Annotated in this window: 18 protein-coding genes; 12 read left to right on the top strand and 6 right to left on the bottom strand. The window is 70.6% G+C overall.

Going from position 1 to position 24,349, the window contains the following annotated elements; genetic code table 11:
• Nucleotides 1–60: 60 nt before the first annotated feature.
• Nucleotides 61–1,014, bottom strand: coding sequence for a hypothetical protein (locus ACP4J0_RS09965; RefSeq protein WP_426598263.1), 954 nt, complete (start codon nt 1,012–1,014; stop codon nt 61–63).
• 468 nt (nt 1,015–1,482) lie between these two features.
• Between ACP4J0_RS09965 and uvrC the strand changes: the two genes are divergently transcribed.
• The 11 genes from uvrC (at nt 1,483) to pgi (ending at nt 16,208) form a co-directional block, all read left to right on the top strand.
• Complete coding sequence (gene uvrC / locus ACP4J0_RS09960) at nt 1,483–3,828, top strand: excinuclease ABC subunit UvrC (protein ID WP_426598262.1); 2,346 nt, start codon at nt 1,483–1,485, stop codon at nt 3,826–3,828.
• Nucleotides 3,825–4,841, top strand: coding sequence for an RNase adapter RapZ (gene rapZ, locus ACP4J0_RS09955; RefSeq protein ID WP_426598261.1), 1,017 nt, complete (start codon nt 3,825–3,827; stop codon nt 4,839–4,841). The genes uvrC and rapZ overlap by 4 nt, the downstream gene beginning before the upstream one ends.
• Nucleotides 4,838–5,929 (top strand): gluconeogenesis factor YvcK family protein, encoded by a 1,092-nt coding sequence (locus tag ACP4J0_RS09950; RefSeq protein WP_426598260.1) that lies wholly within the window; start codon nt 4,838–4,840, stop codon nt 5,927–5,929. The genes rapZ and ACP4J0_RS09950 overlap by 4 nt, the downstream gene beginning before the upstream one ends.
• Nucleotides 5,920–6,909: a DNA-binding protein WhiA gene (gene whiA / locus ACP4J0_RS09945; protein ID WP_426598259.1), complete on the top strand. Its 990-nt coding sequence runs from the start codon at nt 5,920–5,922 to the stop codon at nt 6,907–6,909. The genes ACP4J0_RS09950 and whiA overlap by 10 nt, the downstream gene beginning before the upstream one ends.
• Before the next feature lie 211 nt (nt 6,910–7,120).
• On the top strand, nt 7,121–10,075 hold the full coding sequence (locus ACP4J0_RS09940; RefSeq protein WP_426598258.1) for a M14 family zinc carboxypeptidase: 2,955 nt from the start codon (nt 7,121–7,123) through the stop codon (nt 10,073–10,075).
• 227 nt (nt 10,076–10,302) lie between these two features.
• A complete protein-coding gene (gene gap / locus ACP4J0_RS09935) occupies nt 10,303–11,310 on the top strand; it encodes a type I glyceraldehyde-3-phosphate dehydrogenase (protein ID WP_055416357.1) in 1,008 nt (335 codons plus the stop codon).
• A 142-nt stretch (nt 11,311–11,452) separates the two neighbouring features.
• Nucleotides 11,453–12,664 (top strand): phosphoglycerate kinase, encoded by a 1,212-nt coding sequence (locus tag ACP4J0_RS09930; RefSeq protein ID WP_426598257.1) that lies wholly within the window; start codon nt 11,453–11,455, stop codon nt 12,662–12,664.
• Nucleotides 12,665–12,669: 5 nt separating this feature from the next.
• Complete coding sequence (gene tpiA / locus ACP4J0_RS09925) at nt 12,670–13,446, top strand: triose-phosphate isomerase (RefSeq protein ID WP_426598256.1); 777 nt, start codon at nt 12,670–12,672, stop codon at nt 13,444–13,446.
• A 144-nt stretch (nt 13,447–13,590) separates the two neighbouring features.
• Nucleotides 13,591–13,827, top strand: coding sequence for a preprotein translocase subunit SecG (gene secG, locus ACP4J0_RS09920; protein WP_079160504.1), 237 nt, complete (start codon nt 13,591–13,593; stop codon nt 13,825–13,827).
• Between the two features lie 238 nt (nt 13,828–14,065).
• Nucleotides 14,066–14,401 carry an RNA polymerase-binding protein RbpA gene (locus tag ACP4J0_RS09915; protein ID WP_003976875.1) on the top strand — a complete coding sequence of 112 codons (336 nt, stop codon included), beginning with the start codon at nt 14,066–14,068 and terminating at the stop codon, nt 14,399–14,401.
• A gap of 139 nt (nt 14,402–14,540) precedes the next feature.
• Nucleotides 14,541–16,208, top strand: coding sequence for a glucose-6-phosphate isomerase (pgi, locus tag ACP4J0_RS09910; protein WP_426598255.1), 1,668 nt, complete (start codon nt 14,541–14,543; stop codon nt 16,206–16,208).
• A gap of 102 nt (nt 16,209–16,310) precedes the next feature.
• On the opposite strand, the gene pgl is transcribed toward pgi, so the two are convergent.
• From pgl to tkt, 5 genes are read right to left on the bottom strand one after another with little or no spacing between them, the layout of a single operon-like run.
• A complete protein-coding gene (gene pgl / locus ACP4J0_RS09905) occupies nt 16,311–17,093 on the bottom strand; it encodes a 6-phosphogluconolactonase (protein ID WP_426598254.1) in 783 nt (260 codons plus the stop codon).
• A complete protein-coding gene (gene opcA, locus ACP4J0_RS09900; RefSeq protein WP_426598253.1) occupies nt 17,090–18,151 on the bottom strand; it encodes a glucose-6-phosphate dehydrogenase assembly protein OpcA in 1,062 nt (353 codons plus the stop codon). The genes pgl and opcA overlap by 4 nt, the downstream gene beginning before the upstream one ends.
• On the bottom strand, nt 18,148–19,671 hold the full coding sequence (gene zwf, locus ACP4J0_RS09895; protein WP_426598252.1) for a glucose-6-phosphate dehydrogenase: 1,524 nt from the start codon (nt 19,669–19,671) through the stop codon (nt 18,148–18,150). The genes opcA and zwf overlap by 4 nt, the downstream gene beginning before the upstream one ends.
• Before the next feature lie 3 nt (nt 19,672–19,674).
• A complete protein-coding gene (gene tal / locus ACP4J0_RS09890) occupies nt 19,675–20,793 on the bottom strand; it encodes a transaldolase (RefSeq protein WP_426598251.1) in 1,119 nt (372 codons plus the stop codon).
• 34 nt (nt 20,794–20,827) lie between these two features.
• Entirely contained in the window at nt 20,828–22,915 is a 2,088-nt protein-coding gene (gene tkt, locus ACP4J0_RS09885; RefSeq protein WP_426598250.1) for a transketolase, read from the bottom strand.
• Nucleotides 22,916–23,275: 360 nt separating this feature from the next.
• On the opposite strand from tkt, the gene ACP4J0_RS09880 reads away from it, so the two are divergent.
• Entirely contained in the window at nt 23,276–24,244 is a 969-nt protein-coding gene (locus tag ACP4J0_RS09880) for a heme o synthase (protein WP_426598249.1), read from the top strand.
• Nucleotides 24,245–24,349: the final 105 nt, after the last annotated feature.

The raw sequence follows: 24,349 nt of genomic DNA, 5'->3' as shown, positions 1-24,349 counted from the left end.
TGGCCATCAGCCTGCGGCGCCCGTCAGGGGCGCGTCCCGCTCACTCCCAGTCCCACCCGCTCACTCCCAGTCCCACTCGATCCCCAGCACCCCCGACCGCACCCGCGGCTCCACGAGGTGCACCGAGTGGTGCCGCCCGCTGAGGGGCAGCTCCTGCCGGCCGCCGCGGGGTGCCGCCGGTGAGTGCTGCGTGAACCGGTGGCAGCGCACCGGCAGGGCCGCGGCGTCGAACCGCACCTGGAGCGCGTACTGCCCGCCCGGCGCGCCGAACCCGCGGACGTACTCGCGCGACACCCCCGCCGTGCCGTCCTCGACGCCGTAGCGGAAGAGGTGGGTGTCCCCGGCCCGCAGACGCGTGTCGAAGAGCAGCTCGGTCACGAGCACGCCGGTGTCGTGGTGGACGCGGACGCGCCCCGTGCTGCAGTTCTCCAGTGCGTGGACGGTCATCCGCGCGGGAGCGCATCCCGGGTCGCCGTGGTGGACGGCGACGAAGCGGTCGACACCGTCGCGGTGGGCGCGGACGATGTGCTGCGACTCGCGGCCCGCGACCTCGCGGCGTGGTCCGATCCGGATCCGTTCGTGGTGCCCGAGGGTGTGCACCCCGCCGTCCGGCGACGGATGGTCCAGCTCGGCCAGCAGCCGGTCCAGGACACCGCAGGCCTCCGCGTGGGCGCGGTAGGAGCGGGACGCGGTCCGGGGACGGTCCGTGGTGTCCTCGTCGGCCTCCGCGAGCAGGCGTATCAGTGACTCCTCGGGCAGCTGGAGTATCTCCTCCAGCGCCCGCACGGCCCGCAGCGACTCCGGGCGCTGGGGGCGCCGGGCTCCCTGCTGCCAGTAGCTCAGACTCGTGACGCCCACCTTCACCCCGCGCCGCGACAGATGGTGCTGCACACGCTGCAGCGGCAGTCCGCGAGCGGCGATCGCGGCGCGCAGGGCCACGTGGAAGGGGCCACCGCGCAGGGCGGAGTCGAGTTCCTCCGCGGCGGCGTCCAGGCGTTGGGTGGCGTGCGGCATGCAGGGGCCTTCCTGTGAAGTTCAAGACGGCTGGTCAGACCGTTCGAAGCGGATCACCCGGGGCCGCCCCCGGTCGCGGCGCAGAGGTCTGCACATTGGTGCGCCGCGTTTCAAGGCCCCCGAGCCCCCCGCATTGAAGCGTGTTGACCAAGCCCCGACAACACCGGAAGCCCGGCCGTGACGCGTTCCTGGCCGAGAACGCACCGGCTCGCCGTCTCGCGGGCACCCGGTGTGGCCGTCCTGCCCCGGACCGTTTCCCCGGGCCTCCGCGGCGGATCGGCCACGCGACCCCGCGGCGGGTCGTCCACGTGACCCCGCGGCGGGTCGTCCACGTGACCCCGCGGCGGGTCGTCCACGTGACCCCGCGTGGGTTGTCCACGTGACCCCGCGGTGGGGTTGTCCACAGGGTCACCGGCCCGTCGTCCACAGCCCGCCGCAGTGTCGGTCCCCGCCAGTAGGGTGTGAGACATGGCCGACCCCTCCAGCTACCGCCCCAGGCCGGGAGAGATCCCGGACTCCCCGGGGGTGTACAGGTTCCGTGACGAGCACCGCCGGGTGATCTACGTCGGAAAGGCGAAGAGCCTGCGCCAGCGCCTGGCGAACTACTTCCAGGACCTGGCGAACCTGCACCCCCGCACCCGCACGATGGTCACCACGGCCGCGTCCGTGGAGTGGACGGTGGTGTCCACGGAGGTCGAGGCGCTGCAGCTGGAGTACTCCTGGATCAAGGAGTACGACCCCCGGTTCAACGTCAAGTACCGCGACGACAAGAGCTACCCGTACCTCGCGGTGACGATGAACGAGGAGTTCCCGCGCGTGCAGGTGATGCGCGGGCAGAAGAAGAAGGGCGTGCGCTACTTCGGGCCGTACGGGCACGCCTGGGCGATCCGCGACACGGTCGACCTCCTGCTGCGCGTCTTCCCGGTGCGCACCTGCTCCGCCGGCGTCTTCAAGAACGCCGCACGCACCGGCCGCCCCTGCCTGCTCGGCTACATCGGCAAGTGCTCGGCGCCCTGCGTCGGCCGCATCTCCCCCGACGACCACTGGGACCTGGCCGACGAGTTCTGCGACTTCATGGCCGGCCGCACCGGCACCTATCTGCGCCGCCTCGAGACGCGGATGGCAGAGGCGGCCGAGGAGATGGAGTACGAGCGGGCGGCGCGCCTGCGCGACGACATCGGCGCCCTGAAGAAGGCCATGGAGAAGAGCGCGGTCGTTCTCGCCGACGCGACCGACGCCGACCTGTTCGCGGTCGCCGAGGACGAGCTGGAGGCGGCCGTCCAGATCTTCCACGTGCGCGGCGGACGGGTGCGCGGCCAGCGGGGCTGGGTCACGGACAAGGTGGAGGAGATCACCACCGGCGCCCTCGTCGAGCACGCCCTCCAGCAGTTGTACGGCGAGGAGAGCGGGGACACCGTCCCCAAGGAGGTCCTGGTCCCCGCCCTGCCCGAGCCGGTGGAGCCGGTCCAGCAGTGGCTGACGGAGCGCCGCGGGTCGGGCGTGTCGCTGCGCATCCCGCAGCGCGGCGACAAGAAGGCGCTGATGGAGACCGTCCAGCGCAACGCCCAGCAGGCGCTCGTCCTGCACAAGACCAAGCGGGCCTCCGACCTGACGACGCGCTCGCGCGCGCTGGAGGAGATCGCCGACGCCCTCGGCCTGGACAGCGCTCCGCTGCGGATCGAGTGCTACGACATCTCGCACCTCCAGGGCGACGACGTAGTGGCCTCCATGGTCGTCTTCGAGGACGGACTGGCCCGGAAGAGCGAATACCGCCGGTTCCAGATCAAGGGTTTCAGGGGACAGGACGACGTCCGTTCCATGCACGAGGTCATCACCCGCCGCTTCCGCCGCTACCTCGCCGAGAAGGAGAAGACCGGCGAGTGGGCGGACGGGGAGGAGCTGGACGCCGGAGAGCAGCCCACGACCGGCCGAGCCACGGCGCCCGGCCAGGCTGCCTCGGACGGGCTGACCGCGACGGGGGGCCGAGCCGCCCCGGACGGGCTGACCGCGACGGATGGCCGAACCGCGGCGGACGGCCAAGACGCGACGACCGGCCGAGCCGCCCCGGACGACCTGACCGCGACGGGGGACCTGACCGCGACGACCGGCCAGACTGCCTCGGGCGACTGGACCCCCTCGGACGAGCCGGCCACCTCGGACGGCCGAGCCTCCGCGGGCGACCGGGCCCTCACGGACGGCCCGCCCCTGAAGGACGACGACGGCCGCCCCAAGCGTTTCGCCTACCCGCCTCAGCTCGTCGTCGTCGACGGCGGGCAGCCGCAGGTCGCGGCGGCCCAGCGGGCCCTGGACGAGCTGGGCATCGACGACATCGCCGTATGCGGACTCGCCAAGCGCCTGGAGGAGGTCTGGCTGCCCGGCGAGGACGACCCGGTCGTGCTGCCCCGCACCAGCGAGGGCCTGTACCTGCTGCAGCGGGTCCGCGACGAGGCGCACCGCTTCGCGATCACCTACCAGCGTGCCAAGCGCGCCAAGCGCTTCCGCTCCGGTCCGCTGGACGAGGTGCCCGGTCTGGGGGAGACCCGCAAGCAGGCGCTGATCAAGCACTTCGGTTCGGTGAGGAAGCTGCGGTCGGCGACGATCGACCAGATCTGCGAGGTGCCGGGCATAGGCCGCAAGACGGCCGAGACCGTCGCCGTGGCCCTCGCCCGGGCCACCCCGGCCGCGCCCGCCGTGAACACGGCGACCGGAGAGATCATGGATGACGACGACGGGGCACCCGAGACGACGACGGATGCCCCGGGGGAGCCCGTGTCCGCGGGCCCCCCGGACGAACAACGGGGGCAGGAGAGATGAGCGAGTACGAGACACGGCCCACAGCGGGCCGAGAACAGGCCCACGGCGCGACCGGCACGGACGCGGACCCGCGGACGGCCGGCGTCGCGCAGGGCCAGGACAACGGAGCACAGGTGAGTACGGGCAAGGAAGCAGCCGGGGCGCAGGAGGCGGCCATCCCCGAGCTGGTGATCATCTCCGGCATGTCCGGGGCAGGCCGTTCGACGGCCGCCAAGTGTCTGGAGGACCTGGGCTGGTTCGTCGTCGACAACCTCCCGCCCGCGCTGATCCCCACCATGGTGGAGCTCGGCGCCCGCTCGCAGGGCAACGTGGCGCGGATCGCGGTCGTCGTCGACGTCCGCGGCCGGCGCTTCTTCGACAACCTGCGCGAGTCCCTGGCAGACCTCGACGCCCGCGGTGTCACCCGCCGGATCGTCTTCCTGGAGTCCTCCGACGACGCACTGGTGCGCCGCTTCGAGTCGGTGCGCCGCCCGCACCCCCTCCAGGGCGACGGCCGGATCGTCGACGGCATAGCGGCCGAGCGGGAACTGCTGCGCGAGCTGCGCGGCGACGCCGACCTGGTGATCGACACCTCCAGCCTCAACGTGCACGAGCTGCGCGCCAAGATGGACGCCCAGTTCGCCGGCGAGGAGGAGCCCGAGCTGCGGGCCACCGTCATGTCCTTCGGCTTCAAGTACGGCCTCCCGGTCGACGCCGACCTGGTCGTGGACATGCGCTTCCTGCCCAACCCGCACTGGGTTCCGGAGCTGCGCCCGTTCACCGGCCTGAACGAGGAGGTATCCGCGTACGTGCTCAACCAGCCCGGGGCCAAGGAGTTCCTCGACCGCTACACCGAGCTGCTCCAGATGATCGCCGCGGGCTACCGTCGGGAGGGCAAGCGCTATGTGACCGTCGCCGTCGGCTGCACCGGTGGCAAGCACCGGTCCGTGGCCATGTCGGAGAGGCTCGCCGCCCGGCTCGTCGCCGAGGGCGTGGAGACGGTGGTCGTCCACCGGGACATGGGACGGGAATGACAGGACGTACTCCGCGGCTGAGCAGGCTGCGCCGGGTGGTGCCCGAAGCGCGCGGCGGCAGACCCGCCGAAGCCCGTGCCGCCCGGCCCGAACAGGCGCGCGGCGGCAAGCCGCGCCGCCGGGGCGCCCAGCCCAAGGTCGTCGCCCTCGGCGGCGGCATGGGCCTGTCCGCCTCGCTCGCCGCGCTGCGCCGGATCACCGGCGACCTCACCGCCGTCGTCACCGTGGCCGACGACGGCGGCTCCAGCGGGCGCCTGCGCGACGAGCTGGGTGTCCTGCCGCCCGGCGACCTGCGCAAGGCGCTGGCCGCGCTGTGCGGCGACGACGACTGGGGCCAGACCTGGGCCCGCGTCATCCAGCACCGCTTCCAGTCCCAGGGCGACCTGCACGAACACGCGGTCGGCAATCTGCTGATCGTCGCCCTGTGGGAGCAGCTGGGCGACCACGTCCAGGCGCTGGACCTGGTCGGCAAGCTGCTCGGCGCGCACGGCCGGGTGCTGCCCATGTCCGCCGTGCCGCTGGAGCTCCAGGCCCTGGTCCGGGGCCACGACCCGGACCGCCCCGACGAGGTGGACACCGTACGCGGGCAGGCGACCGTGGCGCTCACGCCAGGCGAGGTGCAGTCCGTGCACCTGGTGCCGAACGACCCGCCCGCCGTTCCCGAGGCGGTCGAGGCCGTGCTGGACGCGGACTGGGTGGTGCTCGGCCCCGGCTCCTGGTTCTCCTCGGTCATCCCGCACCTGCTCGTGCCCGATCTGCTGGACGCGCTCGTCGAGACGAAGGCCCGCCGGGTGCTGTCCCTGAACCTCGCCCCGCAACCGGGAGAAACCGAGGGCTTCTCCCCGCAGCGTCATTTGGAGGTTTTGGGACGACACGCCCCTAAACTCGCCCTGGACGTGGTGCTGGCCGACGAGGCCGCCGTGCCCGACCGTGACTCGCTCGCCGACGCCGCGAAACGGTTCGGCGCCGCGGTCGAACTGGCTCCGGTCGCCCGGACCGACGGGACCCCGAGGCACGACCCGGAGCTGTTGGCCGCCGCGTACGACCGTATTTTTCGGATGCATGGAAGGATCGGCCCATGGCGATGACGGCAGCGGTGAAGGACGAAGTTTCCCGGCTCCCCGTCACCCGTACCTGCTGCAGAAAGGCGGAGGTCTCCGCCCTTCTGCGGTTCGCCGGCGGCCTCCACCTGGTGAGCGGGCGCATCGTGATCGAGGCCGAACTGGACACCGCGAGGGCGGCCCGGCGGCTCAAGCAGGACATCCTGGAGATCTTCGGGCACAGTTCCGAGCTGATCGTGATGGCGCCGGGCGGACTGCGCCGAGGCTCGCGTTTCGTGGTCCGGGTGGTCGCGGGCGGTGACCAGCTGGCCCGTCAGACCGGCCTGGTGGACGGCCGGGGCCGCCCGATCCGAGGTCTGCCGCCGCAGGTGGTCTCGGGGGCCACCTGCGACGCCGAGGCCGCCTGGCGCGGAGCCTTCCTGGCGCACGGCTCGCTCACCGAGCCCGGCCGGTCCTCCTCCCTGGAGGTGACCTGCCCGGGCCCCGAGGCCGCGCTCGCCCTGGTCGGCGCGGCCCGCAGGCTGTCCATCCCCGCCAAGGCGCGCGAGGTGCGCGGCGTGGACCGGGTCGTCGTCCGCGACGGTGACGCGATCGGCGCCCTGCTCACCCGGCTCGGCGCCCACGACTCGGTGCTGGCCTGGGAGGAGCGGCGGTTGCGGCGCGAGGTCCGCGCCACCGCCAACCGCCTCGCCAACTTCGACGACGCCAACCTGCGCCGTTCGGCCCGTGCGGCCGTCGCCGCCGGTGCCCGGGTCCAGCGCGCCCTGGAGATCCTCGCCGACGACGTTCCCGAGCACCTGGCCGCCGCGGGCCGGCTCCGCATGGAGCACAAGCAGGCCTCGCTGGAGGAGCTGGGCGCCCTCGCCGACCCGCCGCTGACCAAGGACGCCGTCGCCGGCCGCATCCGCCGCCTGCTGGCCATGGCCGACAAGCGGGCCTCGGACCTCGGCATCCCCGGCACGGACGCCAATCTCAGCGATGAGCTGACGGACAACCTCGTCGGCTGACCGAACACGCTCCGGCCCGTCGCACATGGCTTGCCCCGTCGCACACGGGTCGTCAGGAAGCCGGTGCCGGGCACCCACCCGGGTGACCGGCACCGGCTTCCGCGTGTCCTTCCGGTGCTCTTGACTCGATCATGAGCTGTCATGAGCCTGGCATCTGTTCGCTGCTGTGGCGAACCCAGGCCTGTCGGACAGGCCCCATCTAGGGGGGTTCATGAGACGAAGAGCGAGATCGATCCTCGCCGTCGGCGCGCTCCTGATCGGCGGAGCGAGCTTCGCACCCATCGCCCAGGCACAACCCGCGGGCTCCGCCACCGCGGAGGCCGACGAGGTGAAGGTCTTCCGCACCGACGTCACCCAGGAGCAGGTGCCCCTGCTGCTGGCCGCCGGCCAGGACGGCCACGAACTCGGTGAGCAGGTCCCCGACAAGGGCACGGCCACCGTCGAGGTCTACCTCACCGAGCAGCAGGCCGACAAGCTGGAGAAACAGGGACTCGACCTCATCGAGCACACCCTCTCCACCCGGGCCGAGAAACGCGTCAGGGACGCCGCCGACGGCGTCTTCCGCCCGTACAGCGGCAAAGGCGGCCTGCGGGAGGAGATCCTCCGGACCGCGCAGGAGAACCCCCGCCTCACCAAGGTCGTCTCCATCGGCAAGTCGGTGAACGGCCAGGACATCCTCGCGCTCAAGCTCACCAAGAACGCGAAGAGGACGAAGGACGGCTCCAAGCCCGCGGTCCTCTACATGTCCAACCAGCACGCGCGCGAGTGGATCACCCCCGAGATGACCCGGCGGCTGATGCACCACTACCTGGACAAGTACGACGAGGACCGGCGGATCAGGAAGCTGGTCGACTCCACCGAACTGTGGTTCCTGCTGTCGGCCAACCCCGACGGCTACGACTACACGTTCGAGGACACCGACAACCGCCTGTGGCGCAAGAACCTGCGCGACGTCAACGGCGACGGCACCATCAGCACCGGCGACGGCGTCGACCTCAACCGCAACTTCGCCTACAAGTGGGGCTACGACGACGAGGGCTCGTCCCCCAACCCCACCAGCCAGACCTACCGGGGCGCCGGCCCGAACTCCGAGCCCGAGACCAAGGCTCTGGACGCCTTCCAGAAGCGGATCGGCTTCACGTACGGGATCAACTACCACTCCGCCGCCGAGCTCCTCCTCTACGGCGTCGGCTGGCAGGTGGCCACGAACACCCCGGACGACGTCCTCTACGAGGCGCTCGCCGGCACGCCGGAGAACTCCGCGATCCCCGGGTACCACCCGCAGGTCTCCTCCGAGCTCTACACCACCAACGGCGAGGCGGACGGCCACGCGGCCAACGTCAACGGCATGGCCATGTTCACCCCGGAGATGTCGACCTGCCAGACCATCTCCGAACAGGACCCCGACGACGAGTGGAACGCGGGCGACTGCCAGTCGGGCTTCAACTTCCCCGACGACGAGGAACTGATCCAGCAGGAGTTCGCGAAGAACGTCCCCTTCGCGCTCTCCGTCGCCGAGACCGCCGCCCACCCCGACCGGCCGTCCTCCGCGGTCGGCCTGGAGGCCGCCGACTTCACCCCGGCCGAGTTCGACACCTCCTACGCGCGCGGCGGTGACCAGGAGGTCTCCGTCGTCGTGCGCAAGTCGGTGCGCGACAAGGAACTGAAGTACCGCGTCAACGGCGGACGCGTCCACGACATGGCCCTGAAGCCCTGGCGGGGCGGCGAGACGTACGGCGGCGAGGACAACCTCTACTTCGACGAGTACCGCGCCGAGGTCAAGGACGGCGACCGCGGCGACAAGGTCGAGGTCTGGTTCACCGGCGAGACGAAGCAGGGCAAGCGGACCGAGAGCGAGCACTTCACGTACACGATCGCCGAGCGGCCCCGCGCCGACGTCCTCGTCGTCGCCGAGGAGGGCGCGAAGGCCACGCAGACGAAGACCTACGTGGACGCCCTCAAGGCCAACGGGAAGCGGGCGGCCGTCTGGGACGTCGCCACACAGGGCGCGCCCGACGCGCTCGGCGTCCTCGGCCACTTCGACACCGTCGTCCACTACACCGGCGCGGCGAACCCGGGCAACGCCACCCAGCTCCAGCTGCGCGCCCACCTCAACGAGGGCGGCAGGCTGATCGAGGCGGGGGAACGGGCCGGCGGCAGCGTCGACCTCGGCGGCGGCACCATGTCGGACGACTTCAGCCAGTACTACCTGGGCGCCTACACCCGTACGTCGACCCCCGGAGCCACCGGATTCACCGGCTCCGGAAAGCTCGGCGGAGCCGCCGGCCCGCTCGGTGACGCCCCGGGCAATCCGCTGGACGCCGCCGGGACCTACAGCGTCACCTCGGACCAGCTGCCCGCCGCCACCTACCCGCAGTTCGCGAGCGCGGGCGCCGGGAAGTTCGCCGGGACGGTCAACCCCTACGGGCCCTACGCGGGCGAGTGGATGGCCGCCGCCGTCCACACCGACGACGCCTACAAGCGCCTCACCCGCACCGTCGACCTCACCGGTGTCACCGCCGCCGACCGGCCCACGCTCCGCACCCAGCTGCTGTGGGACACCGAGGGCGGCTACGACCACGCCCTCGTCGAGGCGCACACCACCGGCGCCGACGACTGGACGACGCTCCCCGAGGCGGGCGGTGCCACCGGCACGGCCGTGCCCGCGGAGTGCTCGGCCGGGTTCTACGTGGGCGAGCACCCCTGGCTGGAGCGCTACCTGACCCTGTCCGACGACGGCTGCACCGCGGCCGGCACGACCGGGCGGTGGAACAGCCTCACCGGCTCCTCCGGAGGGTGGCGGCAGGTCGAGTTCGACCTGAGCGCCTACGCCGGGAAGTCGGTCGAGGTGTCGATCGCCTACGTCACCGACCCCGGCAGCGGCGGACGCGGCGTCCTCGCCGACGAGACCTCGCTCGTCGTCGGCGGCACGGCCACCGCGACCGAGGGCTTCGAGACCGCGCTCGGCGACTGGCGGGTCTCCGGGCCGCCCGCGGGCAGCCCCGCCGTGCTGAAGGACTGGACCCGCACCGGGACCCTGTTCCAGACGTACGGCGCGGTCACCACGGACGACACCGTGCTGCTGGGCTTCGGCCTGGAACACCTCACCGAACCGGCGGCCCGGACGGCGCTGGTCCGGCAGGCGCTGCGTGCCCTGGACGAGTGAAATCCGGGACGCGGGGGACTGGCACGGTGTAGCGAAATCGGGTGATCGGTCCCCGTGATCCCGGGCGGTCCGTACCCCTACTGGCGGGTACGGACCGCCCTGCCGGGTATGGGGCGTCTCGATGTCACCCCCGAGGCCCCGGAGAGGTAGGGTCGGAGGTGGTCGGGGACATCCCAAATACAGCTCGCCGGCACATCGGGCCGGCGTACCAACGAGGAGATCGGTTCGTGACGATCCGCGTAGGCATCAACGGCTTTGGCCGCATCGGTCGTAACTACTTCCGCGCGCTGCTGGAGCAGGGTGCAGACATCGAGATCGTGGCTGTCAACGACCTGGGTGACACCGCGACCACCGCCCACCTGCTCAAGTACGACACCATCCTCGGCCGCCTCAAGCAGGAGGTCTCGCACACCGAGGACACCATCACCGTCGGCGACAAGACCATCAAGGTCCTCGCCGAGCGCAACCCCGCGGACATCCCGTGGGGCGAGCTGGGTGTCGACATCGTCATCGAGTCGACCGGCATCTTCACCAAGAAGGCCGACGCCGAGAAGCACATCGCGGGCGGCGCGAAGAAGGTCCTCATCTCGGCCCCGGCCAAGGACGAGGACGTCACCATCGTGATGGGCGTCAATCAGGACAAGTACGACCCGGCGAACCACCACGTCATCTCCAACGCCTCCTGCACCACCAACTGCGTGGCGCCGATGGCGAAGGTCCTCGACGAGAACTTCGGCATCGTCAAGGGCCTGATGACGACGGTGCACGCGTACACGAACGACCAGCGCATCCTGGACTTCCCGCACAAGGACCTGCGCCGCGCCCGTGCCGCCGCGGAGAACATCATCCCGACCACCACGGGTGCCGCCAAGGCCACCGCGCTGGTCCTCCCGCAGCTCAAGGGCAAGCTGGACGGCATGGCGATGCGCGTCCCGGTCCCGACCGGCTCGGTCACCGACCTGGTCCTGGAGCTCGGCCGCGAGGTCACCAAGGAAGAGGTCAACGCCGCCTTCCAGAAGGCCGCCGAGGGCGAGCTCAAGGGCATCCTCGAGTACACCGAGGACGCGATCGTCTCCTCCGACATCGTCAACGCCCCGGCGTCCTGCACCTTCGACTCGTCCCTGACCATGGTCCAGGACGGCAAGAACGTGAAGGTCATCGGCTGGTACGACAACGAGTGGGGCTACTCCAACCGCCTCGTCGACCTCACGGTCTTCGTCGGCAACCAGCTCTGATCGACTCGGACTCAGCAGGCACCGCGATGCGGTGGCAGGGCTCGGACAGCGCAAGGCCGCGCTGCCCGAGCCCTGCGTCGCGTCCGCAGCGACCAGCCCTCGTAGGATCACGAGCGATCACGAGAACCCAGGAGCCCTCTGCATGAAGACGATCGACGAACTGCTCTCCGAAGGCGTCGCGGGCAAGCGCGTCTTCGTCCGCGCCGACCTGAACGTGCCGCTGGACGGCACCACCATCACCGACGACGGCCGCATCCGCGCCGTGGTGCCCACCGTCAAGGCCCTGGCCGACGCGGGCGCGCGCGTGATCGTCGCCTCGCACCTCGGCCGCCCCAAGGGCGCCCCGGACCCGGTCTTCTCCCTGGCCCCGGCCGCCGCCCGCCTCGGTGAGCTGCTCGGCGCCGACGTCGCCTTCGCCGAGGACACGGTCGGCACCGCCGCCGAGTCCACGGTGGCCGGCCTCGCCGACGGCCGGGTGGCCGTCATCGAGAACCTGCGCTTCAACGCCGGCGAGACCAGCAAGGACGACACCGAGCGCGCCGCCTTCGCCGACAAGCTGGCCGGCCTCGCGGACGTCTACGTCGGCGACGGCTTCGGCGCCGTGCACCGCAAGCACGCCTCGGTCTTCGACCTCCCGAAGCGGCTGCCGCACTACGCCGGCTACCTCATCGCCACCGAGGTCGGTGTCCTGAAGAAGCTCACCGACGACGTCCAGCGGCCCTACGTCGTGGCCCTCGGCGGCGCCAAGGTCTCCGACAAGCTCGCCGTCATCGACCAGCTGCTCGGCAAGGCCGACCGGCTCCTCATCGGCGGCGGCATGGCGTACACCTTCCTCAAGGCCCAGGGCCACGAGGTCGGCATCTCCCTCCTCCAGGAGGACCAGATCCCGGTCGTCAAGGAGTACATGGAGCGCGCGGAGAAGAACGGCGTCGAGCTGGTCCTTCCCGTCGACGTCCTGGTCTCCTCCGAGTTCCCGGACCTGAAGACCAAGGCCCCGGCCAACCCCGCCACCGTCGCCGCGGACGCCATCCCGGCCGACCAGGAGGGTCTGGACATCGGTCCCGAGACCCGCAAGCTGTACGCCTCGAAGCTCGCCGACGCCGCCACCGTCTTCTGGAACGGCCCCATGGGCGTCTTCGAGCACCCCGACTACGCCGAGGGCACCAAAGCGGTCGCCCAGGCCCTCGTCGACGCCCCGGGCTTCACCGTGGTCGGCGGCGGCGACTCCGCCGCGGCCGTCCGCACCCTCGGCTTCGACGAGAACGCATTCGGCCACATCTCGACCGGCGGTGGCGCCTCCCTCGAATACCTCGAGGGCAAGACGCTCCCCGGCCTCGCCGCACTGGAGGACTGACCTCAATGACCACCCGCACGCCGCTGATGGCGGGCAACTGGAAGATGAACCTCAACCACCTCGAGGCCATCGCCCAGGTCCAGAAGCTCGCCTTCGCCCTCGCGGACAAGGACTACGACGCCGTCGAGGTCGCCGTCCTGGTCCCCTTCACCGACCTGCGCTCGGTGCAGACCCTGGTCGAGCACGACAAGCTCAGGATCAAGTACGGCGCCCAGGACATCTCCGCCCACGACGGCGGCGCCTACACCGGTGAGATCTCCGGCCCGATGCTGGCCAAGCTGCGCTGCGCCTACGTCGCGATCGGCCACTCCGAGCGCCGGCAGTACCACGCAGAGACCGACGAGCTGGTCAACGCCAAGGTCAAGGCCGCCTACAAGCACGGCCTGACCCCGATCCTGTGCGTCGGCGAGGAGCTGGACGTCCGCGAGGCGGGCAACCACGTCGCCCACACCCTCGCCCAGGTCGAGGGCGGTCTGAAGGACCTCCCGGCCGAGCAGGCCGAGAGCGTCGTGATCGCCTACGAGCCCGTGTGGGCCATCGGCACCGGCAAGGTCTGCGGCGCCGAGGACGCCCAGGAGGTCTGCGCGGCCATCCGCGGCAAGCTCGCCGACCTGTACTCGCAGGAGCTGGCCGACAAGGTCCGCATCCAGTACGGCGGCTCGGTCAAGTCCGGCAACGTCGCCGAGATCATGGCGCAGGCCGACATCGACGGCGCCCTGGTCGGCGGTGCCTCGCTGGACTCGGACGAGTTCGTCAAGATCGTGCGCTTCCGCGACCAGTAGGCCGACCGGGCGATCACCGGTCGGCCGGCAGATCGACCGGTGAGTATGCCGTAGCGGCGATACGTCGTACCCTTGCGGGGGCATGGTGGCCTGCTGTCACCGTGCCCCCGTCGTTCATCCGAATCCGAGGAAGTTGGTCCAGCCGTGGTTTTGGGGTTCTCGATCGCCCTGATCGTCTTCAGCCTGCTGCTGATGCTGCTGGTGCTGATGCACAAGGGGAAGGGCGGCGGCCTCTCCGACATGTTCGGTGGCGGCATGCAGTCGTCCGTCGGCGGCTCCTCGGTCGCCGAGCGCAACCTCGACCGGATCACCGTGGTGGTCGGTCTGCTGTGGTTCGCGTGCATCATGGTGCTCGGCCTGCTGATGAAGGCGAACAACTGATCGCGTACAACTGATCAGCGACGTCCGGGCGATACGCACTCCCGCACGTCTCTCGCACGTAAGGCCCCATGTCCGGTACGCGCTTCACAGCGCGGCCTATCATGGGGCCTGCGTCTTGGCGTTTGGGCTTGTAACTCCAATCACTGGACGCGCGTTGGGCCTTACGTAGACTGAGGCGCTCGCAGCGGAGCGAAACGCCGACTCGCTTCGCGGCACCATCACGCAGGGAGTTACGACCGTGGCAAGTGGCAACGCGATCCGGGGAAGCCGGGTCGGGGCGGGGCCGATGGGAGAGGCCGAGCGTGGCGAGTCCGCGCCGCGTCTGCGCATCTCCTTCTGGTGCTCCAACGGACACGAGACACAGCCGAGCTTCGCGAGCGACGCACAGGTCCCGGAGACCTGGGACTGCCCGCGCTGCGGCTTCCCCGCCGGACAGGACCGGGACAACCCACCGGACCCGCCGCGCACCGAGCCCTACAAGACCCACCTCGCGTATGTGCGCGAGCGCCGCAGCGACGCGGACGGCGAGGCGATCCTCGCCGAGGCGCTCGCCAAACTGCGGGGCGAGATCTAGCCCGGATCCGGTTCAGGTCCGGTTCAGATCCGGTTCAGCCTCCTTCAGTCTTCTCCGGCCAGTCTTCTTCAGCGCTGATCAATTAGGTTGGAACAGCCGGGACAGCTGGGACACCTAAGGAAGAAGGCTGAAGTCCGACATGAACGAAGACGGCCGTACCAGGCTCAACCAGATGCCCGAATGGGCCGCGCTGGCCAAGCACCGCGAGGAGCTCGGCGAGGTTCGGCTGCGTGAGCTGTTCGCCGCCGACCCGGGTCGCGGCACCGGCTGCACGCTCCGGGTGGGAGACCTGTACGTCGACTGCTCCAAGCACCTCGTCACCGACGAGACCCTGCGGCTGCTGCGCGATCTGGCCGCCGCCACCGACGTGTTCGGGCTGCGCGACGCCATGTTCCGCGGCGAGAAGATCAACACCACCGAGGACCGGGCGGTGCTGCACACCGCGCTGCGCGCCCCGCGGGACGCGGTGATCGAGGTCGACGGCGAGAACGTCGTGCCCAAGGTGCACGCGGTACTCGACAAGATGGCCGACTTCGCCGGCCGGGTCCGCTCCGGGGAGTGGACGGGCCACACCGGCAAGCGCATCAGAAACGTCGTCAACGTCGGCATCGGCGGCTCCGACCTGGGCCCCGCCATGGCCTACGAGGCGCTGCGCGCCTTCACCGACCGGGAGCTGACGGTCCGTTTCGTCTCCAACGTCGACGGCGCCGACCTCCACGAGGCCACCCGCGACCTCGACCCGGCCGAGACGCTGTTCGTCATCGCCTCCAAGACCTTCACCACCATCGAGACGGTCACCAACGCCACCTCCGCCCGGACCTGGCTGCTGGACGCGCTCGGTGACCAGGCCGCCGTCGCCAGGCACTTCGTCGCCCTGTCGACGAACGCGGAGCGGGTCGCCGACTTCGGCATCGACACGGCCAACATGTTCGAGTTCTGGGACTGGGTCGGCGGCCGCTACTCGTACGACTCGGCGATCGGCCTCTCCCTGATGATCGCCATCGGCCCGGACCGCTTCCGCGAGATGCTCGACGGCTTCCACCTCGTCGACGAGCACTTCCGCACCGCCCCCGCCGAGTCCAACGTCCCCCTGCTCATGGGCCTGCTGGGCATCTGGTACGGCAACTTCCTGGGCGCCCAGTCGCATGCGGTGCTGCCGTACTCGCACTACCTGTCGAAGTTCACCGCGTACCTCCAGCAGCTCGACATGGAGTCCAACGGCAAGTACGTGGGCCGGGACGGGCGCGAGGTCGACTGGCAGACCGGCCCGGTCGTGTGGGGCACGCCCGGCACCAACGGGCAGCACGCCTACTACCAGCTGATCCACCAGGGCACCAAGCTCGTCCCGGCCGACTTCATCGGCTTCGCCGAGCCGGTCGCCGAACTGAGCGACGAGCTGAAGGCCCAGCACGACCTGCTGATGGCCAACTTCTTCGCGCAGACGCAGGCGCTCGCCTTCGGCAAGACCCCGGACGAGGTGCGGGCCGAGGGCGTCCCGGAGGAGCTGGTCCCGCACAAGACGTTCCGCGGCAACCACCCGACGACGACGATCCTCGCCCGCGCGCTGACCCCGTCCGTGCTCGGCCAGCTCGTCGCCCTCTACGAGCACAAGGTGTTCGTCCAGGGCGCGGTGTGGAACATCGACTCCTTCGACCAGTGGGGCGTCGAACTCGGCAAGGTGCTCGCCAAGCGCGTCGAACCCGCCCTCACCGAGGGCACCGAGGTCCCCGGCCTGGACACCTCCACCAAGGCGCTGGTCGCCGCCTACCGGGAGCTGCGCGGGCGGGAGCTGCGCGGGCGGGAGTGAGCCGGCGGGAGTGAGCCGGCGGGAGTGAGCCGGCGGGAGGGGGAAGGGGCGGTGAGGGCTTGTCGCCCCCGCCGCCCCTTCCCCTCCCGTCCTACAGGATGATCAGGCCGATGCCGACGGGTACAGCGACCTCGGCAACTGCGAAGCCGCCGCCGAGTCCAGCAGCCACAGCGTCCGGGCACGGCCGCGTGCCCCCGCTGCCGGGGCCTGGATCTCGCCCGCGCCCGACAACGCGATGGCCGCCGCCTCCGCCTTGTCCTCGCCGGCCGCGAGGAGCCACACCTCGCGGGCGGCGCGGATCGCCGGGAGGGTGAGCGTCACCCGGGTCGGCGGCGGCTTGGGCGCGCCGCGGACGCCGACCACGGTACGGTCCGTCTCCCGTACTCCCGGGTGCTCCGGGAAGAGCGACGCCACGTGCGTGTCCGGCCCAACGCCCAGCAGCAGGACGTCGAAGGACGGCACCGCGGCGTGGTTCTCGGGGACGGACGCCGTGGCCAGCTCCTGCGCGTACGCGGCGGCGGCGGCCTCCACGTCCGAGCCGTGCGGGCCGTCCGACGCCGGCATCGCGTGCACCCGCTTCGGGTCCAGCGGCACCGAGTCGAGCAGCGCCTCGCGCGCCTGGGTGACGTTGCGCTCCGGGTCGCCCTCCGGCAGGAAGCGCTCGTCGCCCCACCACAGGTCCAGGCGGGCCCAGTCGACGGCGTCCCGGGCGGGGGACCCGGCGAGCGCCGCGAGCAGGCCGTTGCCGTTGCGGCCGCCGGTCAGGACCACGGACGCGCTGCCCCGGGAGGCCTGCGCGTCCACGATCTTCGTGATCAGCCGGGCCGCCGCGGCCTCGGCCATCAGCTCCTTGTCGCGGTGCACGACCAGCTGGGGAGTGCTCACTTCGCCGCCGCCTTCTTCACCGGTGTCTTCTCCTGCGCCGCGTCCTTCGCGGGAGCTTTCGCAGCCGTCCCCACGGGAGCGGCGACCGCGACGGCCCCGGCGTCCCCTTTGGCCGGCGTGCCCGAGGCGGTCGGCGCGTTCAGCCGGTCCACCCCGTACCGCAGCGCCGAGGCGTACGTGTCGTCAGGGTCGAGGCGCCGCAGTTCCTCCGCGATCAGCTCGGCCGTCTCGCGGCGCTTGAGCGCCACCGCGCGGGCCGGCTGGCCCTGGATGGACAGGTTCGCCAGCGAGCCGTCGGCCCGGTCCAGGACGACAGGACCGCAGTCGGTGTCCATCCGGACCGCCGTGAGACCCGGACCGTTCGACGCCGAGCGCTGCACCGGCACGTCCAGCCGGTCCGCCAGCCACATGGCCAGCAGTTCGCAGCTCGGGTTGTACTCCTCGCCCTCCACCTCGACCGCCTGCACCTTGCAGTCGACCTGGTCGAGGGCCGCCGCCAGCATCGAGCGCCACGGCGTGATGCGGGTCCAGGACAGGTCGGTGTCGCCCGGCGTGTAGGCGTCGGCGCGGGCGGCCAGCTCCCGTACCGGGTCCTCGCAGGCGTAGGTGTCGGTGACCCGGCGCTGGGCCAGCGCGCCCAGCGGGTCCCCGGCCGGGTCCAGCGGCGCGTTCACCGGCCACCACACCACGACCGGCGCGTCCGGCAGCAGCAGCGGCAGGACCACCGACTGGGCGTGCTCGACGACGTCGCCGTACAGCCGCAGCACGATCGTCTCGCCGGTGCCCGCGTCGGCGCCGAGGCGGACCTCGGCGTCCAGCCGGGACTTCGTGCGGTCCCGCGGCGAACGCGAGACGCGCTTGATGACGACGAGCGTGCGCGACGGGTGCTCGTGCGCGGCGTCGCTCGCGGCCTTCAGCGCGTCGTAGGCGTTCTCCTCGTCGGTGACGATGACCAGCGTGAGCACCATGCCGATGGCCGGGGTGCCGATCGCCCGGCGGCCCAGCACCAACGCCTTGTTGATCTTGCTGGCCGTGGTGTCCGTGAGGTCTGTCTTCATGGGCGGCGCCAGCTCCGTCCGTCTCGTTCGAGCATGTGGTCCGCCTCGACGGGTCCCCAGGTGCCGGCCGGGTACCGGGCCGGGGTGCAGTGCTCGTCCCAGTACTCCTCGATCGGGTCGAGGATCTTCCAGGACAGCTCGACCTCCTCGGTCCGCGGGAAGAGGTTCGCGTCGCCGAGCAGCACGTCCAGGATGAGGCGCTCGTACGCCTCCGGGCTGGACTCCGTGAAGGACTCGCCGTAAGCGAAGTCCATGGACACGTCCCGGATCTCCATCGACGTGCCCGGCACCTTGGAGCCGAAGCGGACGGTGACGCCCTCGTCGGGCTGGACGCGGATGACGATCGCGTTCGAGCCGAGTTCCTCGGTGGCCGTGGAGTCGAAGGGGGAGTGCGGGGCGCGCTGGAAGACGACCGCGATCTCGGTGACCCGGCGGCCGAGCCGCTTGCCGGTGCGCAGGTAGAAGGGGACGCCCGCCCAGCGCCGGTTGTCGATACCGACCTTGATCGCGGCGTAGGTGTCGGTCTTCGACTTGGGGTCGATGCCCTCTTCCTCCAGGTAGCCGACGGCCTTGGCGCCGCCCTGCCACCCGGCCGTGTACTGGGCGTGCACGGTGTCCCGGCCCAGGTCCTTGGGCAGCCGCACCGCGCCGAGCACCTTGGTCTTCTCCGCGGCCAGCGCGTCCGCGTCGAAGGAGGCGGGCTCCTCCATCGCGGTCAGCGCGAGCAGCTGGAGGAGGTGGTTCTGGATGACGTCGCGGGCGGCGCCGATGCCGTCGTAGTAGCCGGCCCGGCCGCCGATGCCGATGTCCTCGGCCATGGTGATCTGGACGTGGTCGACGTAGGACCGGTTCCAGATCGGCTCGAACATCGTGTTGGCGAAGCGCAGCGCCAGGATGTTCTGGACGGTCTCCTTGCCCAGGTAGTGGTCGATGCGGAAGACCTGGTCCGGGGCGAAGACCTCGTGGACGATCCGGTTGAGCTCCTCGGCGGACTCCAGGTCGTGGCCGAACGGCTTCTCGATCACCGCGCGGCGCCAGGAACCGCTCGACTGGTCGGCCAGCTGGTGCTTCTTCAGCTGCTGGATGACCACGGGGAACGACTTCGGGGGCACCGAGAGGTAGAAGGCGAAGTTGCCGCCCGTGCCCTGCGCCTTGTCCAGCTCCTCGATGGTGCCGCGCAGCCGCTCGAACGCCTCGTCGTCGTCGAAGGTGCCCTGGACGAAACGCATGCCCTGGCTGAGCTGCTGCCAGACCTCCTCGCGGAACGGGGTGCGGGCGTGTTCCTTGACGGCGTCGTGCACCACCTGGGCGAAGTCCTCGTGCTCCCAGTCGCGGCGGGCGAAACCGACGAGCGAGAAGCCCGGCGGCAGCAGACCACGGTTGGCGAGGTCGTACACGGCGGGCATGAGCTTCTTGCGGGAGAGGTCACCGGTGACGCCGAAAATGACCAGACCCGACGGCCCCGCGATACGCGGGAGCCGTCGGTCTGCGGGGTCACGCAGCGGGTTGCTGCTTGACAATTTCTAGCCCTCCGAGGGGGCGAGGCGCTTCAGCTCCGCCTCGGTCGACTTCAGCAGGTCCGTCCAGGAGTCCTCGAACTTGTCGACGCCCTCCTTCTCCAGCAGCTGGACCACCTCGTCGTAGCCGATCCCGAGCTTCTCGACCGCGTCGAGGTCGGCGCGGGCCTGCTCGTAGGTGCCGGCGACCGTGTTGCCGGTGATCTCGCCGTGGTCCTCGGTGGCGAAGAGGGTCGCCTCCGGCATGGTGTTCACCGTGTTGGGCGCGACCAGGTCGGTGACGTACATGGTGTCGCTGTACGCCTTGTCCTTCACGCCGGTCGACGCCCACAGCGGACGCTGCTTGTTGGCGCCGGCCTTCTCCAGGGCGTTCCAGCGGTCGGAGGAGAAGATCTCCTCGTACGCCTGGTAGGCGAGCCGGGCGTTGGCGACGGCGGCCTTGCCGCGCAGGGCCTTGGCCTCGTCGGTGCCGAGCGCGTCGATCCGCTTGTCGATCTCGGTGTCCACGCGGGACACGAAGAAGGACGCCACCGAGTGGATCTTGGAGAGGTCCAGGCCGCGCTCCTTGGCCTTCTCCAGGCCGGTCAGGAAGGCGTCCATGACCAGGCGGTAGCGCTCCAGCGAGAAGATCAGCGTGACGTTGACGCTGATGCCCAGGCCGATGACCTCGGCGATCGCCGGGATACCGGCCTCGGTCGCCGGGATCTTGATCAGCGTGTTGGGCCGGTCCACCAGCCAGGCGAGCTGCTTGGCCTCGGCGACCGTCGCCTTCGTGTTGTGCGCGAGGCGCGGGTCGACCTCGATCGAGACCCGGCCGTCCTTGCCGCCGGTGGCGTCGAAGACGGGGCGCAGGATGTCGGCGGCGTCGCGGACGTCCGCCGTGGTGATCATACGGATGGCCTCTTCGACCGTGACCTTGCGGAAGGCCAGGTCGGACAGCTGCTGGTCGTAGCCGTCGCCCTGCGAGATCGCCTTCTGGAAGATCGACGGGTTGGTGGTGACGCCCACGACGTGCTGCTGGTCGATCAGCTCGGCGAGGTTGCCGGACGTGATCCGCTTGCGCGACAGGTCGTCCAGCCAGATCGCGACGCCTTCATCGGAGAGGCGCTTGAGTGCGTCTGTCATGGAAAATGCATCTCCTACGTGTCGTGTACGAGCGTCAGCGCTGGGCTGCGGCGATCGATTCCCGGGCGGCGGATGCGACGTTCTCGGCAGTGAAGCCGAACTCGCGGAAGAGCACCTTGCCGTCCGCCGAAGCACCGAAGTGCTCCAGGGAAACGATGCGGCCGGCGTCCCCCACGTACTTGTGCCAGGTCAGGCCGATCCCGGCCTCCACCGCGACGCGGGCCTTCACGGACGGGGGCAGGACGCTGTCCCGGTACCCCTGGTCCTGCTGCTCGAACCACTCGACGCACGGCACGGACACCACACGGGTCGGCACACCGTCGGCCTGGAGCGCCTCACGGGCCTCGACGGCGACGTGCACCTCGGAACCGGTGGCGATGAGGACGACCTCGGGCTCGCCGCCCTCGGCCTCGAACAGGACGTAGCCGCCCTTGGCCGCGTCCTCGTTCGGCTCGTACGTCGGCACGCCCTGGCGGGTCAGCGCCAGACCGTGCGGCTGGCCCTTGCCGAACTCCTTCGTCCAGCGGCGCAGGATCTCGCGCCAGGCGATCGCCGTCTCGTTGGCGTCCGCCGGGCGGACCACGTTCAGGCCCGGGATGGCGCGCAGCGAGGCGAGGTGCTCGACGGGCTGGTGGGTCGGGCCGTCCTCGCCCAGGCCGATGGAGTCGTGCGTCCACACGTACGTCACCGGCAGGTGCATCAGCGCCGACAGCCGCACCGCGTTGCGCATGTAGTCGGAGAACACCAGGAAGGTGCCGCCGTAGATGCGGGTGTTGCCGTGCAGGGCGATGCCGTTCATCTCCGCGGCCATCGCGTGCTCGCGGATGCCGAAGTGGATGGTGCGGCCGTACGGGTCCGCCTCCGGCAGCGGGTTGCCCGCCGGGAGGAAGGACGACGTCTTGTCGATCGTCGTGTTGTTCGAGCCGGCCAGGTCGGCCGAGCCGCCCCACAGCTCGGGGACGACCGCGCCGAGCGCCTGGAGCACCTTGCCGGACGCGGCGCGGGTGGCGACACCCTTGCCCGTCTCGAAGACCGGGATCTTCTCCTCCCAGCCCTTGGGGAGCTCGCCCTTGGCGACGCGGTCGTACTCGGCGGCGCGCTCCGGGTTGTTGTCCCGCCACTGCTGGAAGGACTTCTCCCACACCGCGCGGGCCGCCTGGCCCTTCTCCAGCGCCTTGCGGGTGTGGCCGATGACCTCGTCGGAGACCTCGAAGGTCTTCTCCGGGTCGAAGCCCAGGACCCGCTTGGTCGCCGCGACCTCGTCGTCGCCGAGCGCCGAGCCGTGCGCGGCCTCGGTGTTCTGCGCGTTCGGGGCGGGCCAGGCGATGATCGAGCGCATGGCGATGAAGGACGGCCGGTCGGTGACCTTCTTCGCCGCCTCGATCGCGTCGTAGAGCGCGTTCGGGTCCAGGTCGCCGTCCGGCTTCGGGGCGACGCGCTGCACGTGCCAGCCGTACGCCTCGTACCGCTTGCAGGTGTCCTCGGAGACGGCGGTCTCGGTGTCGCCCTCGATCGAGATGTGGTTGTCGTCCCACAGCAGGACCAGGTTGCCGAGCTTCTGGTGCCCCGCGAGGGAGGAGGCCTCGGCGGAGATGCCCTCCTGGAGGCAGCCGTCACCGGCGATGCAGTAGATGAAGTGGTCGAACGGGGAGGCGCCCTCGGCGGCCTCCGGGTCGAACAGGCCGCGCTCGTAGCGGGCGGCCATCGCCATGCCCACCGCGTTGGCGACACCCTGGCCCAGCGGGCCGGTCGTCGTCTCCACACCCGTGGTGTGGCCGTACTCCGGGTGCCCGGGGGTCTTGGAGCCCCACGTCCGGAAGGACTCGAGGTCCGCCAGCTCCAGGCCGAAGCCGGCCAGGTACAGCTGGGTGTAGAGAGTCAGGGACGAATGGCCGGCGGACAGGACGAAACGGTCGCGTCCGACCCAGTCCGCGTCGGCCGGGTCGTGCCGCATCACCTTCTGGAAGAGGGTGTAGGCGGCGGGTGCCAGGCTCATCGCCGTACCCGGATGGCCGTTGCCAACCTTCTGTACGGCATCGGCGGCCAGGACGCGGGCGGTGTCCACGGCCCGCTGGTCCAGTTCGGTCCACTCGAGGTCTGTGGTGGTCGGCTTGGTGCTCACCCTGAGTCAGGGCTCCTCTCCACATGTCGGATGCCGGTGCACGTGGGCGCCCACCGGCTGCCGGCGCGTCCGTGAGTCGGCCGGCCGTTGTCGAGCCTACCCCCGTAAGTACGTGCGTTTTTCCGCTGGAAACAAGACTGCCGGGACTCCTTGGGATCCGCCTGTCGACTGGGCGAAACCCCATTCGGCATGTGAATACGGGCCCGCTCATCTGACCGCTCAATCGACTCTCCGAACGCACGTCGGAGCACGCCTCTCAACACGACCCCACCCCCGCGAGGGCCGAGGTACGGGCAACGTCTAAAGTGGCGTGGTACGCGCGAGCCTTTACCGCCACTTCACACGGTGGGGCTTGCTGGGATGTCTCTGTCAGGGGTGTGCGTGACGGCCGTTGAATCCCGTCCTGCGGGGGTTATCGGGACGAACCAGAGCCCGAGTCACCGGCCGTTCGGGGCCCGTGTCAAGGCTTTCGTGGCACTGACCAAGCCGCGGATCATCGAGCTTCTGCTGATCACCACCGTTCCGGTGATGTTCCTCGCCGAGCAGGGTGTTCCTGATCTGAAGCTGGTGCTGCTGACCTGCGTCGGCGGTTATCTGTCCGCGGGCGGCGCCAATGCGCTGAACATGTACATCGACCGCGACATCGACGCGCTGATGGACCGGACCTCGCAGCGCCCGCTGGTGACCGGCATGGTCAGTCCGGTCGAATGCCTCGTCTTCGGCATCACCCTGGCCATCGTCTCGACGCTGCTGTTCGGCTTCACCGTCAACTGGCTGTCGGCCTGGCTCTCGCTCGGCGCGCTCCTCTTCTACGTCGTCGTCTACACGATGATCCTCAAGCGCCGCACCTCGCAGAACATCGTCTGGGGCGGCATCGCCGGCTGCCTTCCGGTCCTCATCGGCTGGTCGGCCGTGACCAACTCGATGTCCTGGGCGCCGATCATCCTGTTCGGGGTGATGTTCTTCTGGACGCCGCCGCACTACTGGCCGCTGTCCATGAAGGTCAAGGAGGACTACGCGCGCGTCGGCGTGCCGATGCTCCCGGTCATCGCCTCCAACAAGGTCGTCGCCCGGCAGATCGTCATCTACAGCTGGGTGATGGTCGCCGTGTCGCTGCTGCTGCAGCCGCTGGGCTACACCGGCTGGTTCTACACGGCGGTCGCCCTGGCGGCCGGCGGCATGTGGCTGTGGGAGGCGCACGGGCTGCAGAACCGTGCCAAGGCCGAGGTGACGGGCGGCAAGCTCAAGGAGATGCGGCTCTTCCACTGGTCGATCACCTATGTGTCGGTGCTGTTCCTGGCGATCGCGGTGGACCCCTTCCTGCGCTGAGTACTCGTGAGGCGGGCGGGGGGGGGGGGGGGGGCGCCCCCCCCCCCCCCCCCCCCCCCCCCCCCAAAAAAAAAACCCACCCCCGGGGGCAACCCCCCACCCCCC

This window comes from Streptomyces sp. WG7 (assembly GCF_049975785.1).
Classification (GTDB): domain Bacteria; phylum Actinomycetota; class Actinomycetes; order Streptomycetales; family Streptomycetaceae; genus Streptomyces.
This window is presented reverse-complemented; position numbering and strand designations above follow the sequence as displayed.

Excerpts from the sequence above, each read along its gene's own strand:
- ACP4J0_RS09930 (WP_426598257.1), top strand. The coding sequence starts at position 11,453 with ATGAAGACGATCGACGAACTGCTCTCCGAAGGCGTCGCGGGCAAGCGC.
- pgi (WP_426598255.1), top strand. The coding sequence starts at position 14,541 with ATGAACGAAGACGGCCGTACCAGGCTCAACCAGATGCCCGAATGGGCC.
- tal (WP_426598251.1), bottom strand. The coding sequence starts at position 20,793 with ATGACAGACGCACTCAAGCGCCTCTCCGATGAAGGCGTCGCGATCTGG.
- ACP4J0_RS09965 (WP_426598263.1), bottom strand. The coding sequence starts at position 1,014 with ATGCCGCACGCCACCCAACGCCTGGACGCCGCCGCGGAGGAACTCGAC.
- ACP4J0_RS09880 (WP_426598249.1), top strand. The coding sequence starts at position 23,276 with ATGTCTCTGTCAGGGGTGTGCGTGACGGCCGTTGAATCCCGTCCTGCG.
- uvrC (WP_426598262.1), top strand. The coding sequence starts at position 1,483 with ATGGCCGACCCCTCCAGCTACCGCCCCAGGCCGGGAGAGATCCCGGAC.
- whiA (WP_426598259.1), top strand. The coding sequence starts at position 5,920 with ATGGCGATGACGGCAGCGGTGAAGGACGAAGTTTCCCGGCTCCCCGTC.
- opcA (WP_426598253.1), bottom strand. The coding sequence starts at position 18,151 with ATGAAGACAGACCTCACGGACACCACGGCCAGCAAGATCAACAAGGCG.
- ACP4J0_RS09950 (WP_426598260.1), top strand. The coding sequence starts at position 4,838 with ATGACAGGACGTACTCCGCGGCTGAGCAGGCTGCGCCGGGTGGTGCCC.
- ACP4J0_RS09940 (WP_426598258.1), top strand. The coding sequence starts at position 7,121 with ATGAGACGAAGAGCGAGATCGATCCTCGCCGTCGGCGCGCTCCTGATC.
- rapZ (WP_426598261.1), top strand. The coding sequence starts at position 3,825 with ATGAGCGAGTACGAGACACGGCCCACAGCGGGCCGAGAACAGGCCCAC.
- tpiA (WP_426598256.1), top strand. The coding sequence starts at position 12,670 with ATGACCACCCGCACGCCGCTGATGGCGGGCAACTGGAAGATGAACCTC.